The sequence below is a fragment of the Bacteroides sp. OM05-10AA genome (assembly GCF_003439055.1).
In the GTDB taxonomy this organism is placed as follows: Bacteria; Bacteroidota; Bacteroidia; order Bacteroidales; family Bacteroidaceae; genus Bacteroides; species Bacteroides intestinigallinarum.
Map to the genome: position 1 here is coordinate 1 of NZ_QSUR01000053.1, position 12,856 is coordinate 12,856.

Sequence of the window (12,856 nt, forward strand, 5' to 3'; positions counted from 1 at the left end):
GTTACTTCTTAGGTAACGGAACTTAAATTTGACGCAAAGATAGACAAAAACATAAATAGTAAGCAAATATTCTTCCACTTTTTTTCGTTTTATCTGAAATATAGGAAAAAAACTATCCGAACATGAAATAACTTTATTTTCATGTTCTAAACTTTTTATTGCCTAATCTCTGGATTTTTCCTGTTGAGTATTAGGCAGTTCCTTTCTTGTGCCCTATTCCTATATGTGATTTCCATTTTTATAGAGACGCGCGCCTTGTGTGTGTATTGTCCGTTACCTAAGAAGTAACGGAATAACATGGGGTAAAAAAACATGATTTTAACAAAACCAAAATCACTTAGTGCTGGGCCTAGCGATGGGACAGGGGAAGGCGTAGCACACTCTAAACGCTGGTATGTTGCTCTGGTTCGTATGCACCACGAGAAGAAGGTAGCCGAACGTTTAGACAAAATGGGGATCGAGAATTTCGTCCCTGTCCAACAAGAAATTCATCAGTGGAGTGACCGTCGCAAAATAGTTGAGTCTGTTCTTCTTCCAATGATGGTATTTGTGCACGTAAATCCGAAAGAACGCAAAGAAGTTCTGGGTTTTTCTACAGTTAGCCGTTATATGGTGATGCGTGGTGAGAGCTCTCCGGCGGTAATTCCTGATGAGCAGATGGCTCGTTTCCGTTTTATGCTCGACTATTCCGAGGAAGCTATTTGTATGAACAGCTCTCCTTTGGCACGTGGTGAGAAAGTCCGTGTTGTGAAAGGACCTCTTACCGGGCTGGTTGGTGAACTGGTCAATGTCGATGGCAAAAGCAAGATTGCCGTCCGGCTGAATATGCTGGGATGCGCTTGCGTTAATATGCCTATTGGTTATGTCGAGGCTGTCTGCGAGAAAAACTAATCCCGTCATCATTTATCCACCATTTACATGAATACGAAATTATCCGGTGCTTTTGCACTGATATTCTTTTTCTTCTTTCTCTCGGCTTGCCAGTCCTATAAGAAAGTACCTTACTTGCAGGATGCGGAGATTTTGAAACAGGCGAATACGCAAGTTGCGCCTGTTCAGGACGCGAGGCTGATACCGGGTGATGAAGTTTCCATTCTTGTTTCCACTTCCGATCCGGTTGTTTCGCAGCCTTTCAATGCGCAAGGCAGTACGTTTCTATTGGACGATCAGGGAAATATCAATTATCCGGTTTTAGGAAAACTTCCTTTGAACGGTTTAACAAGTCGTGAAGCTGAAAACCTGATAACGGAGCGACTGAAATCTTACGTGAAAGAAAGACCTACGGTAGTAGTCCGTATGTCCGGTTTTAAAGTTTCCGTTTTGGGTGAAGTGGCCTCTCCCGGTGTTTATCCGGTGGTGAATGAGCAGATCAATGTGCTCGAGGCCCTTGCCATGGCAGGAGATTTGACTATTTATGGTGTTCGTGATAATGTAAAACTAATCCGCGAAGACAGGAATGGGCATAAACAGTTTGTTACACTCAATCTGAACGACGCGGATTTGTTATTATCTCCTTACTATCAGTTGCAACAGAATGACATCCTGTATGTCACTCCTAATAAAACCAAAGCGCAGAGCGCAGACATCGGAACAAGTACGACGATGTGGGTTTCGGGATTTTCCATTTTGGTATCTATTGCCAGTTTGCTGGTCAATATACTTAGATAATACCATCTAATTCCCGGTACTCCTCTGTACAATTAAAACACGGACACTCCTTCATCGGATTCAAATCATGATGGCCTACAATCAACGTCTTAGGAAATATTTTCCTCAATTCGCGGAGCAGACCGAGCAAAGAAGCCCGTTGTGCCAATGTACGCGTGTCTTTGGGACGTCCCGCCATATCCAGCCCTCCTTCGTAACAAATACCTATCGAATGGGTGTTATGGTCACGGCAGTGTGCCCCGACCTTTTCCAGAGGACGGCCCTGGCAGATCTCTCCGTCCCGGGTGATGTAGAAGTGATAGCCGATGTCACGGAATCTCCGGTGAAGGATATGATCTTGACGGCAAGCCTCCGCCGAAAGAGACTTTCCTTCCGGCGTGGCACTGCAATGAATGATAATCAGAGTGATGGTACGCATAAGGCTACATACAGCTCTGTACTCCGATCAGACCTCCGATAGCGGTGGCAACGGTGATAATCACTTTGATGATGAAGCTCCATATGGAGCGGGGAGAAGATGAATTACTCATGATGTTACTTTTTTAAAGATTAAAAATAAAGGATTTAGGATTAAGCAGCCGGATCAGGCGCTTCACCGCCACCATCCGGTTTCGGATCAGGGGTATCACCCGAATCAGAACCTCCTCCGGCAGTTGTTGGTTTCTGATATTCGGCCTGCTGTTTCAACTGGCTGTCGAGTTTCAGGTTGGTGGTTGACAAATTACCGGTAGCACGGGCTTTCAGACGCATACCAGTGATGTTTTTCTCCAATGAGAAATCTTCCAGCGTATCAGCTGCCTTACTGCGGATGCCCACACCAAAGATGGCAAGGTCGTCGATTTTCACACATTTGCCGTCGAGCAGCAGTTCCTTGATGCAGTCTACCATGTCGGAAAGTACACCTTTGATGACACCACCGGAATACGGTGAATTGTGTTTCGACATATGTTCGGCAAGCTTGGCCAAATCAAACGTCTCGTCGCTTACCGCACGGGCGAACCACTTGCCTGCATTCAGGCCTTTTTGCTGTTGGTTTTGATAAATTTTGTAACGAATCATAAAACAATAAATTAAAGGGTTAAACATTGTGTCCGGGGGATTCTTTTCCCTTTCGACGATACAAAGATACAACCCTGAAACCCGCAGAAATCAATAGTCTACAGTTGCACGCGATTGTTGTCAATTATGCGCAGTAACGGTCGGTTATTCAATGGAAAAACGTAGGATATGTGGATATGTTTTGTTATTTTTGTAACTGTAAATCAGAAACTTATTCATTATGAACGAATTCAAAATACGTGCCTACGGACGCATGGAACTGGCTCAACTTTATTCTCCGGAACTAACTGACATTGCTGCATATCGAAAGATGAAGAAATGGATCTCTTTATGTCCCGGACTTCTGCAACGTCTGTACGACTTAGGTTACGAATCAAAGCGCCGCTCATTCACCCCGTTGGAGGTGAGAGTGATTGTAGATGCCTTGGGAGAACCTTAGAAGAGCGGAAAAGTAAAGCACCGCTTTAGCAATCGTAAAGCTATGCTTTACCACCTCTAAAGCGCCGCTTTAGGATTCATGAAACGTCCTGTTGTTATATAAATGCAAAAAATGCACTTTTTCCGAGGGCTCCCTAACACACGCACACATGCGTGCGCGTATAAACGCCTTTATCGTCTGTATTGATAAGCAATCCTTTTTTTATCAGACGGTTCAGCCAGCTAAGAGCAGTGTTAGGTTTGATTTTCATCTTTTCAGCCTGCTCCAACAACTGTGCACGGGTGAACTGGTTGCCCATTATTTCAAAAAGTGCATCCCGGTCGGCATTGGCTCTATGTTTGACCTCTGTGGAAGGAAGAAAAGATAAGATATGTGTGGCATGACGATAGAGCGGAGTTACAAGTTCCAGCACCGCATGGAAATCTTCAGCGGTGATTGTCACATCCCAACGGGTGATAATGCCGTCTTTGATATTATCGGCGGCAATCTCCTTGTCAGGGGTCAGCAGAGGGGAGGAAGAATCCTTGAACTGATAAGGTTGGTCGCATTCCAGTGCACGAATCATAGCTATTTCTGCCATGATACGGCACGTATTGACAGCCAGTCGGGCTATGGAACTGCTCATTTCGTTATCGTTGGCAAGTCCCGAACGGAAAAACAGATCGGCAAAGAGGGTATTGAACTCTTGCTTTTGTTCATCAGTGAGCCGGAGCGTATGAAGCCCGTGTGCTTTCATCAGGTCCAGTTGCTTTTTCCATTCCAGGCCTATGCCTGTGAAGATGGCCTCCAGATCGGTTTCGCCACTTTCAAACTGGTTGATCCATGTCCATATACCGTGCATATAATAAAACAGCTGGCGCGAGAAGAGACCGTTCTCTGTCGAGGGAATGAGTGGTTTTACTTGTGCGGGCGTGCCGGAAAGCAGGAGGGAGAGATAGCTTTTCTTTACTTCCCGGTATTCCTGGTCGGTGCGCCGGTTGTACGACAGACGGTCGTGGTCGAATGCTTTGCGGAGTGTATCGCTCCAGTGTCCGTATTCAGAACCGATAGCAGCGGAGATGGTATCCGCTTCGGTTTCGCAGATAAGTCCTGTGCCGTTGGCATCCATGATATTTTGCAGAATACCCGTTCCGGTGTTATTACCCGAGATGAGGAACATTTTATTCTTGGGCATTTGAGGAGCTTCCACTTTGCAGCGCTCCTTTCCCATGGTATCATAGGCGGCTTTCTCTTTTTTGTAGGCCTTGACCTCTTCCGCTACTTTTTGGCGGATCTCGTCATGAATAGGCTCTACAAGCAGCCGGATGAACGAAAGAATTCCCTTACCCGAGGCGGAAGGGGCTACAATAAAACTTTGCAGGCAAGGAGACTGGAGTTTGCCGGCGTATGGACATCTCACATATCGCTCCATGCTGGCACCTATGGCGGTCAATGCTCCGAGCAGCATGACATCGCGTTGTGTGGGGCTGGTGGCATAACTCATGATGAGCAGCAGGATTTTCGGCCAGTCCGCTTCGGTGAAAGAGGGCAATGGCTGGTTCGGGTCACTCCCGTCCTGCAGTTCTTCGGATTCGTACGGTTCTTCATTGTCCACCTTATTATATACGTGCGTGTGTGTGAGATTTTTGGACGGTGCATTTCCTGCATTTTTTGCATTTTTCCGGTGGTTCATCATTTCCTCTTTGCAGAGAGTCACACCCGCCCTTTCAGCAAGATGGAATGCAGTGCCCAGATGGACATCTCCATGCCGGGTAGTAAGTGCATTGGAGAATATCCGTTCGGCATGTTCCCGTTCGTACTTGGCAGACACCCGGCACAACCGATGGAAAAACTCGCGTCCCGCTTCTCCGCAATCCGTTGCGATGGCGAACGCCAGTTGTACATATTCAGCATACGTAGGGGCAATATCCGCTCCTGCAGTTTCAACCGCCTCACAGAGGCGGCATAACGATTCAATTTCGTCCATAATTTTAATTTATAGTTTTTAATATCTAATTATTTGTTGTTTCTAAACAACGCTCCCGGATCATGACTAAGAAAACAAGACCTTACAATGTCCTTACCGGAAAAGTCTACCCCTTTACGTTTTTCTCCGAATGGGGGAAGTGTTTCCGTACCATAGAGCAGCACGGTGAACATCATTGCCAGTTTCATATTTTCGATGATACTGTTTGTGTCGTTAGCCATGGGTAAATGATCGTAGGGTACGAATGCTTTCACGCCCCGTCCGCTGGGACTGATAAACGTGAGTACAGGATGCAGAAGGTGGTCATTAAACAATGTGCTGCGCATTTCCACTGCCTCCTGATAGGAATCGAGATGGTCGATATCTACCACTACCAGATGTGAAGAAGCTACGAAACATTTGCTGTTGCGACGCGAGAACGTACCACAGGGAGTCACATAAGGCAATAGTGATGCTTTTGCTGTCCGTATATCTCCGGAATTGCGTACTTGTTCGGTCAGAATTTTGAGATTCTCGTTGCAGGTTATCATTTGAAAAACTTGTTCTACGGAGACTTCGCAGGAGGGAATCAGTGTTGCAGGAGTAACAATCCGTCCCTGTTCATTTTTGATGGGAGCAATGGGAGGCATGAAATAAGACATTCTAAAATCGTTTGTCATAACATTTATATTTTTTGATTATCGCCTTGAATTTTCAAAACGCGGGGCGAAGGTAGAAATAGCTTTTAAATATATCGTTCAGACATGTCTGAACGGATATGCATAAAATTAACATATAATACAACGTATTTAACAATTAATAAAATTATAAACATGAAAAAATTTAATCATCCCGTACTGGGCCATTTCATCGCAGAGCAGTTTGAACGTGCTAACTTGGCAATAGAGGCTATGCGTAAAGAAATCCACATGGGAAAACCCACTTATTACAAGATGACATCTGGGGAGATTTACGTCTAAGTGATTTTACCCGTCTTTTTTCCTATTACTATGACAATCTCACAAAAGAAGAGTTTCGAGCCAAAATGGTAGAATGGGGAGAACTTTATATTGAGTATAGGGAGAAAAATGAGGATATGGATGAAAATCTAAATCAAGAATAAAGTAATGCAGGAAGTCCAACGTTTTAATAAAGTCCTAAAATCTTTTGTCCTTTCAGGGGACATCATTTTACTGAACTTACTGTTGTGGGTGTTTGGTTCTCTTTGGGGAAACCGTTCTCCTTTTGAGTTTTCCATGCCTCTTTTCCAGAACATGGCTTTGATGACTTTATGTTATCTGGTTTGCAACATTCGTTCTGGAGTGATCCTTCATCGTCCGGTGGTTCGTCCGGAGCAAATAATGCTTCGGGTAGCACGGAACATGATTCCTTTTGTATTGATGGTACTGGGACTTTCGTACATATTCCATTTTGAATGTGTTAACCTGCGTCAGCTGGGGGCATTTTACGTAGTTCTCATTATCGTTATTATTTCTTATCGCCTGACGTTTCGTTATATTCTGGAGCTTTATCGCAAAAGTGGGGAAAATGTCCGAAAGGTAGTACTGGTGGGTAGCCATGAAAATATGCAGGAACTTTATCATTCCATGACGGATGATCCGACATCCGGATATCGTGTGCTGGGATATTTTGAAGATTTCCCATCAGACCGCTATCCTATGAATATAGCTTATTTGGGACAGCCGTGCGAAGCTGTTGATTATTTGACCCGTAATGCGGGAAAGATAGACCAGCTCTATTGTAGTCTTCCTTCCGCCCGTAGTGCTGAAATTGTACCGATTATCAACTATTGCGAGAATCATCTGATTCGTTTTTTCAGCGTTCCCAATGTCCGGAACTATCTGAAACGGAGAATGTATTTTGAAATGCTAGGTAATGTTCCGGTACTTTCTATCCGTCGTGAGCCACTTGAGTTATTGGAAAATCGTATTGTGAAACGTAGCTTTGATATTATTTGCTCGCTACTGTTCCTTTGTACCCTTTTCCCGATTATATATATCATTGTGGGACTGGCTATAAAGATAAGTTCTCCCGGACCTGTCTTTTTCAAACAGAAACGAAGCGGTGAAGATGGTCGTGAATTTTGGTGCTATAAATTTCGTTCAATGCGGGTGAATGCACAAAGTGATACGCTTCAGGCTACGGAATGTGATCCTCGTAAAACCCGTATCGGTAATCTGATTCGCAAGACGAATGTGGATGAACTTCCTCAATTTATTAATGTATTGAAAGGGGATATGTCTTTAGTGGGTCCCCGTCCGCACATGTTGAAGCACACAGAAGAATATTCCCATTTAATAAATAAATATATGGTTCGTCATTTTGTGAAACCGGGTATTACAGGCTGGGCACAGGTGACAGGTTTTCGTGGAGAAACGAAAGAGCTTTGGCAGATGGAAGGACGTGTGCAACGTGACATCTGGTATATCGAGCATTGGACGTTCATTCTGGACTTATATATCATGTATAAGACTGTGTATAATGTCATCCGTGGGGATAAAGAGGCTTATTAGGTGAGGTATTGGAAATTGAGTAAAAATTAAATCAATAGTTGTAAAATTACATGAGTAGGTGGTTATGAGAAAACTGAAACGATTGACTTTGGGTGTGTTACTTGCTTTTTTGCTGGTATCCTGCCAATCATATAAGAAAGTACCTTATTTGCAGGATACGGCTTTTGTGAATGATACAGAACAGAATGTTCTTCAGACAGGTGTGAAGGTAATGCCAAAGGATTTGTTGACGATTGCCGTGTCTTGTTCCACTCCGGAACTGGCTGCACCTTTCAATCTGGTAAATTCGGGTACTGCTAGTGGAATGGAGGGAAAGACGGTGGGACAAGGAACCGCGTCATCTGCTCTACAGCAATATTTGGTAGATAATCAGGGGAATATCAACTTTCCAGTATTGGGTGAGATTCATGTAGGTGGATTGACTAAGCTGGAAATAGAAAATTTAATCATAGATAAGTTGAAGGTTTATTTGAAAGAAGCACCGCTTGTAACTGTACGTATTGTTAATTATCGGATTTCGGTATTGGGGGAAGTTACCAAGCCAGGCAGCTTTGTAGTCTCTAACGAGAAGATTAATTTGTTGGAAGCTCTTGCAATGGCAGGTGATTTGACCATTTATGGTATGCGTGATAATGTGAAACTGATCCGGACAGGGCAAGATAACAAGCAGGAAATTATTACTATGGACTTGAATAAGGCTGAAACGGTACTGTCTCCTTATTATCAGCTACAACAGAATGATATAATTTATGTGACACCTAATAAGACTAAGGCTAAGAATTCGGATATAGGAACCAATACGGGATTATGGTTTTCTGCTACTTCTATCTTGGTTTCACTTGCAAATATATTGGTAATTTTATTAAATAAGTAATTAGTAATGAAAGAGAATTCGTATAACAATAATGTGAGTGAATTAGACGAAGAGAAAGTAAATTATCAGGAAATTCTCTTTAAGTATATAATTCACTGGCCTTGGTTTGTTGCTTCGGTTTTAGCTTGTTTTATTGGTGCCTGGGTGTATTTGCATTTTCAAACTCCCGTATATCAGGTTTCTGCTTCTATCATGATAAAGAATGATAAAAAGAATGGTGGTGGAAATACTGCAGATTTGGAAAGTTTGGGATTAGGTGGAATGATTACTTCTACGCAGAGTATTGATAATGAGATAGAAGTGCTACGCTCAAAAACAATACTGAAAGAGGTCGTTAATAATCTGGAACTTTATATTACTTACTATGATGAGGATGAGTTTCCTAAAAAGGAACTGTATAAAACCTCTCCCGTAATTGTGAATTTGACAGCACAAGAGGCGGATAAATTGCCAAATGCAGCTTTGGTTGATATGAAGTTATCTCCAGAAGGTGGTTTGGATGTGAATCTAAAGATAGGCTTGAACGAATATAATAAGCATTTTGATAAACTTCCAGCGGTGTTACCTACGGATGCAGGTACATTTGGGTTTACATTGAAAGATTCTTTATCAAATGGGAAGATAGTAGGGCAAAGTGTAGTACGAAATATCAGCGCTGTAGTTAGTCAGCCTTTTGGGATGGCAAAAGGATATCAGTGGGCATTGGAAATAGCACCTACCTCAAAAACGACTTCTGTAGCAGTTGTTTCATTGATGAATACGAATATACAGCGAGGACAGGACTTTATCAATAAGTTAATGGAAATGTATAATCGGAATACGAATAATGATAAAAATGAGGTTGCTGAAAAGACGAGAGAGTTTATCAATGAACGTATTAAGATTATTGATGAGGAACTTGGCACTACAGAGGATAAGCTGGAAGCTTTTAAAAGAAATGCAGGATTGACGGATATCAGTAGTGATGCCCAATTAGCAGTATCGGGAAATGCTGAATATGAAAGAAAACGTGTAGAAAATGGAACTCAAATTAATTTAGTTCGTGATCTTAATAAATATATCAATAATCCGTCGAATGAGTATGAAGTATTACCTAGTAATATTGGTTTATCCGATAATGGTTTAACTACTCAAATAGATCGTTATAATGAATTGATTATTGAACGTAAGCGTTTACTTCGTACTTCTACGGAAAGTAACCCGATGATTGTAAATCTGGATACAAGTATTCGTGCCATGAAAGCAAATGTAAAAGCTGCTATTGATGGGACTTTACAAGGCTTGCTTATCGTGAAGGCTGATCTGGATCGTGAGTCCAGTCGTTTTTCCCGTCGTATCAGTGATGCTCCGGGACAGGAGCGCCAGTATGTAAGTATTGCACGTCAGCAGGAAATCAAGGCTGGGCTTTATCTGATGCTTTTGCAGAAACGTGAAGAGAATGCTATTACTTTAGCCGCTACTGCGAATAATGCAAAGATTATTGATGAGCCGGCGGCTGAAGGTGGCCCAGTTTCTCCTAAGCCTAGGATAATCTACTTAATTGCCTTAGTGGTAGGAGTGGGGTTTCCTGTCGGTACTATTTTCTTAGTTGGTCTGACTAAATTTAAAATAGAGGGTCGTGGTGATGTCGAGAAATTAACGAATTTGCCTATTGTAGGTGATGTGCCGTTGACAGAAGAAACAAATGGCTCTATTGCTGTGTTTGAGAATCAGAATACTTTAATGAGTGAAACTTTCCGTAATATCCGTACTAATCTTCAGTTTATGCTTGAGAATGATCAGAAAGTGATTTTAGTTACTTCGACGGTTAGTGGTGAAGGTAAATCTTTTATTTCTTCAAATCTAGCGATTAGCCTTTCTTTGTTAGGAAAGAAAGTGGTGATTGTGGGGCTTGATATTCGTAAGCCTGGTTTGAATAAAATTTTTAATCTTCCGCGGAAAGAGCAAGGGATTACTCAATATCTGTCAAATCCAGAAAAGAATCTGATGGATTTCGTTCAACCTTCGGATGTTAGTAAGAATTTGTATATTCTTCCAGGTGGAACTGTACCGCCTAATCCTACAGAATTATTGGCTCGTGATGCTTTGGATAAAGCGATTGAAGTATTGAAAAAGAACTTTCATTATGTGATTTTGGATACTGCTCCGGTTGGTATGGTAACTGATACTTTGCTCATAGGTCGTGTAGCAGATTTGTCAGTTTACGTATGTCGGGCAGACTATACTCGGAAAGCAGAGTTTACCTTGATTAATGAATTGGCTGATAGTAATAAGTTACCTAATCTTTGTACTGTAATCAATGGGCTGGATCTTCAGAAGAAAAAGTACGGTTATTATTACGGTTATGGTAAGTATGGCAAATATTACGGCTATGGCAAGCGTTATGGCTATGGCTATGGTTATGGAGAACAACATAGGGTAAAAGACGAATAGTTAGTTGAAAAAGATTTCGTTGTGATATGATATTTCACAATGACGAAAACATCGTTTTATAGAATTGCAGATGTAAGGTAAAGATTAGATTGATTATCTTTTAAACGAACAACTTACCACAGCCATTCGAATTTTTAAAGCTTGTCACTACATAAGTTTTTCAGTGTTAAATGCCACTTCTGTCAGTGAATATTACAAAATAATTTAAAGCTCAAAACTGGCTATGATACCTGCAAGGGCATTATGACCATATAGTAAGTGCTTATATGAATAAAAGTCATTTTATTCGAAGGATAAAAATCTAATTATGTCTACTCAAAACTCAATTGCAAAAAATACTTTATTTCTCTATGTGAGAATGCTTCTTTCACTTACTGTATCTTTATATACAGCCCGTGTTGTTCTTGATGTCTTAGGGGTAGACGACTATGGTATTTATATAGCAGTAGGAGGAATAGCTGGTTTTATGAGCTTTGTTAATAGCGCATTGGGCAATGCTTCCACCCGTTTTATCATGTTTGCATTAGGAAAAGATGATAGGTTGAATATGGAGAAAACCTTCTCTACTTCACTAACGGTTCATATCATTTTGGCTTTCCTAATCGTTGTCTTAGGTGAAACGGTAGGCTTATGGTTTTTACATCATAAAATGGTAATACCTGTCGAACGTATGTCTGCAGCGATATGGGTATATCATGTATCTATCATTACCGCATTTTTTACCATTACACAAGTGCCTTTTACAGCCACAATCAATGCTCATGAGCACATGTCTGTATATGCATTTGCCTCCATTATAGAGTCCATATTGAAACTGACTATTGTCTTTTTATTAACAGTTTTCCAATACGATAAGCTTATTGTATATTCTTTATTGTATTTTGCTGTGACGCTATTTATGCTGATGTTTTATCGTTTCTATTGCCAGAGACATTTTTTTGAAACGCATTATAAACCTCGATTATATGATCGCAATGTTTTTAAGGAAATAAGTGTGTTTTCTGGATGGAGCTTACTTAATTCTAGTGGTATAGCTTTTATTGGGCAAGGTGTTTTACTGCTATTAAATATGTTTTTTGCTCCTGCTGTAGTATCAGCTAGAGCTATTTCTCTCCAAGTAAATGGGTTGGCAATGCAGTTTTCCAATAACTTTAAGGCAGCAGCGAATCCTCAAATTGTCAAGCGATATGCCAATAACGAAGAGGATAGTGCAAAGTCACTTGTGCTTAAAACTGCAAAATATAGTTGTTTTCTTATGTGGTTTCTTGCATTGCCTATTTGTTTACTAGCGTCCCCCTTATTGCATGTATGGCTCAAGATTGTACCTCCATATACAGTGTTGTTTATTCAATTTGTTGCGATACAAAGTTTGTTTTCCACTTTGCAATCTTCTCTGTTTATGGCTTTTTATGCAAAGGGGCGCTTAAAAATAAATACCATTCTTACTACACTTATTTATTTTATACAGTTTATTGTTGTCTATATCCTATTTGAGTTAGGTTATTCTCCTATATCCTTGTCGATAGCTAGTTTACTGACAGATGTGCTTTTGGGAGTTGTATTGCAGCCTATCTTATTGAATAGAATGTTGGGATACTCTTTGCCTGATTTATTGCAAGTGTTCATTCCATGTGTAAAGATATCATTTTTCTCTGCTATTTTACCACTTATACTCTATTGCCTTGTAGATGTCCATACCATTATAGGTTTCTTTATTATTGGATTTTCTTGTGTGGTTAGCATTGCTCTTACTGTTTGGACATATGGATTGGAAGAAGAAATACGAGTCAAAATTTCGGAAAAGATTCGAAATCTTGTTTACGGTTATATTCATAAGTGAGTTTTTTAATAATGAAGACTATAAAAATAATTTGCTAATTTTTATATTGTATTAAATGCAGAAC

At 41.1% G+C, this 12,856-nt stretch carries 13 protein-coding genes; 8 read left to right on the forward strand and 5 right to left on the reverse strand.

Going from position 1 to position 12,856, the window contains the following annotated elements; all coding sequences use genetic code 11:
• Nucleotides 1-312: 312 nt before the first annotated feature.
• Nucleotides 313-891 carry a UpxY family transcription antiterminator gene (locus DXB58_RS25400; RefSeq protein WP_008644051.1) on the forward strand — a complete coding sequence of 193 codons (579 nt, stop codon included), beginning with the start codon at nucleotides 313-315 and terminating at the stop codon, nucleotides 889-891.
• Between the two features lie 27 nt (nucleotides 892-918).
• On the forward strand, nucleotides 919-1,668 hold the full coding sequence (locus tag DXB58_RS25405) for a polysaccharide biosynthesis/export family protein (RefSeq protein WP_004297470.1): 750 nt from the start codon (nucleotides 919-921) through the stop codon (nucleotides 1,666-1,668).
• Here the strand turns inward: DXB58_RS25405 and DXB58_RS25410 are convergent.
• From DXB58_RS25410 to DXB58_RS25415, 3 genes are read right to left on the reverse strand one after another with little or no spacing between them, the layout of a single operon-like run.
• Nucleotides 1,661-2,086, reverse strand: a complete 426-nt coding sequence (locus DXB58_RS25410) for an N-acetylmuramoyl-L-alanine amidase (RefSeq protein WP_004297471.1) — start codon at nucleotides 2,084-2,086, stop codon at nucleotides 1,661-1,663. The genes DXB58_RS25405 and DXB58_RS25410 overlap by 8 nt on opposite strands.
• Before the next feature lie 4 nt (nucleotides 2,087-2,090).
• Complete coding sequence (locus DXB58_RS27790) at nucleotides 2,091-2,198, reverse strand: smalltalk protein (RefSeq protein WP_158570828.1); 108 nt, start codon at nucleotides 2,196-2,198, stop codon at nucleotides 2,091-2,093.
• A gap of 40 nt (nucleotides 2,199-2,238) precedes the next feature.
• On the reverse strand, nucleotides 2,239-2,727 hold the full coding sequence (locus DXB58_RS25415; protein WP_004307288.1) for a DNA-binding protein: 489 nt from the start codon (nucleotides 2,725-2,727) through the stop codon (nucleotides 2,239-2,241).
• A gap of 220 nt (nucleotides 2,728-2,947) precedes the next feature.
• Here DXB58_RS25415 and DXB58_RS25420 point away from each other — a divergent pair, with 220 nt between their 5' ends.
• Entirely contained in the window at nucleotides 2,948-3,166 is a 219-nt protein-coding gene (locus DXB58_RS25420; protein WP_004297475.1) for a DUF4248 domain-containing protein, read from the forward strand.
• A gap of 133 nt (nucleotides 3,167-3,299) precedes the next feature.
• Here the strand turns inward: DXB58_RS25420 and DXB58_RS25425 are convergent, their stop codons facing one another.
• Together DXB58_RS25425 and DXB58_RS25430 are read right to left on the reverse strand one after the other, a co-directional pair.
• A complete protein-coding gene (locus DXB58_RS25425; protein WP_117611016.1) occupies nucleotides 3,300-5,132 on the reverse strand; it encodes a DUF3987 domain-containing protein in 1,833 nt (610 codons plus the stop codon).
• Between the two features lie 29 nt (nucleotides 5,133-5,161).
• Nucleotides 5,162-5,791 carry a BT4734/BF3469 family protein gene (locus tag DXB58_RS25430; protein ID WP_117611015.1) on the reverse strand — a complete coding sequence of 210 codons (630 nt, stop codon included), beginning with the start codon at nucleotides 5,789-5,791 and terminating at the stop codon, nucleotides 5,162-5,164.
• Between the two features lie 153 nt (nucleotides 5,792-5,944).
• Between DXB58_RS25430 and DXB58_RS25435 the strand changes: the two genes are divergently transcribed.
• From DXB58_RS25435 to DXB58_RS25455, 5 genes are all read left to right on the forward strand, one after another.
• Complete coding sequence (locus DXB58_RS25435) at nucleotides 5,945-6,091, forward strand: hypothetical protein (protein ID WP_176817075.1); 147 nt, start codon at nucleotides 5,945-5,947, stop codon at nucleotides 6,089-6,091.
• Between the two features lie 147 nt (nucleotides 6,092-6,238).
• Nucleotides 6,239-7,645, forward strand: a complete 1,407-nt coding sequence (locus DXB58_RS25440; protein WP_117611013.1) for an undecaprenyl-phosphate glucose phosphotransferase — start codon at nucleotides 6,239-6,241, stop codon at nucleotides 7,643-7,645.
• 58 nt (nucleotides 7,646-7,703) lie between these two features.
• Complete coding sequence (locus DXB58_RS25445; protein ID WP_117611012.1) at nucleotides 7,704-8,519, forward strand: polysaccharide biosynthesis/export family protein; 816 nt, start codon at nucleotides 7,704-7,706, stop codon at nucleotides 8,517-8,519.
• Between the two features lie 6 nt (nucleotides 8,520-8,525).
• Nucleotides 8,526-10,952, forward strand: a complete 2,427-nt coding sequence (locus DXB58_RS25450) for a polysaccharide biosynthesis tyrosine autokinase (protein WP_117611011.1) — start codon at nucleotides 8,526-8,528, stop codon at nucleotides 10,950-10,952.
• Between the two features lie 307 nt (nucleotides 10,953-11,259).
• Nucleotides 11,260-12,792, forward strand: coding sequence for a polysaccharide biosynthesis protein (locus tag DXB58_RS25455; RefSeq protein ID WP_181985792.1), 1,533 nt, complete (start codon nucleotides 11,260-11,262; stop codon nucleotides 12,790-12,792).
• Nucleotides 12,793-12,856: the final 64 nt, after the last annotated feature.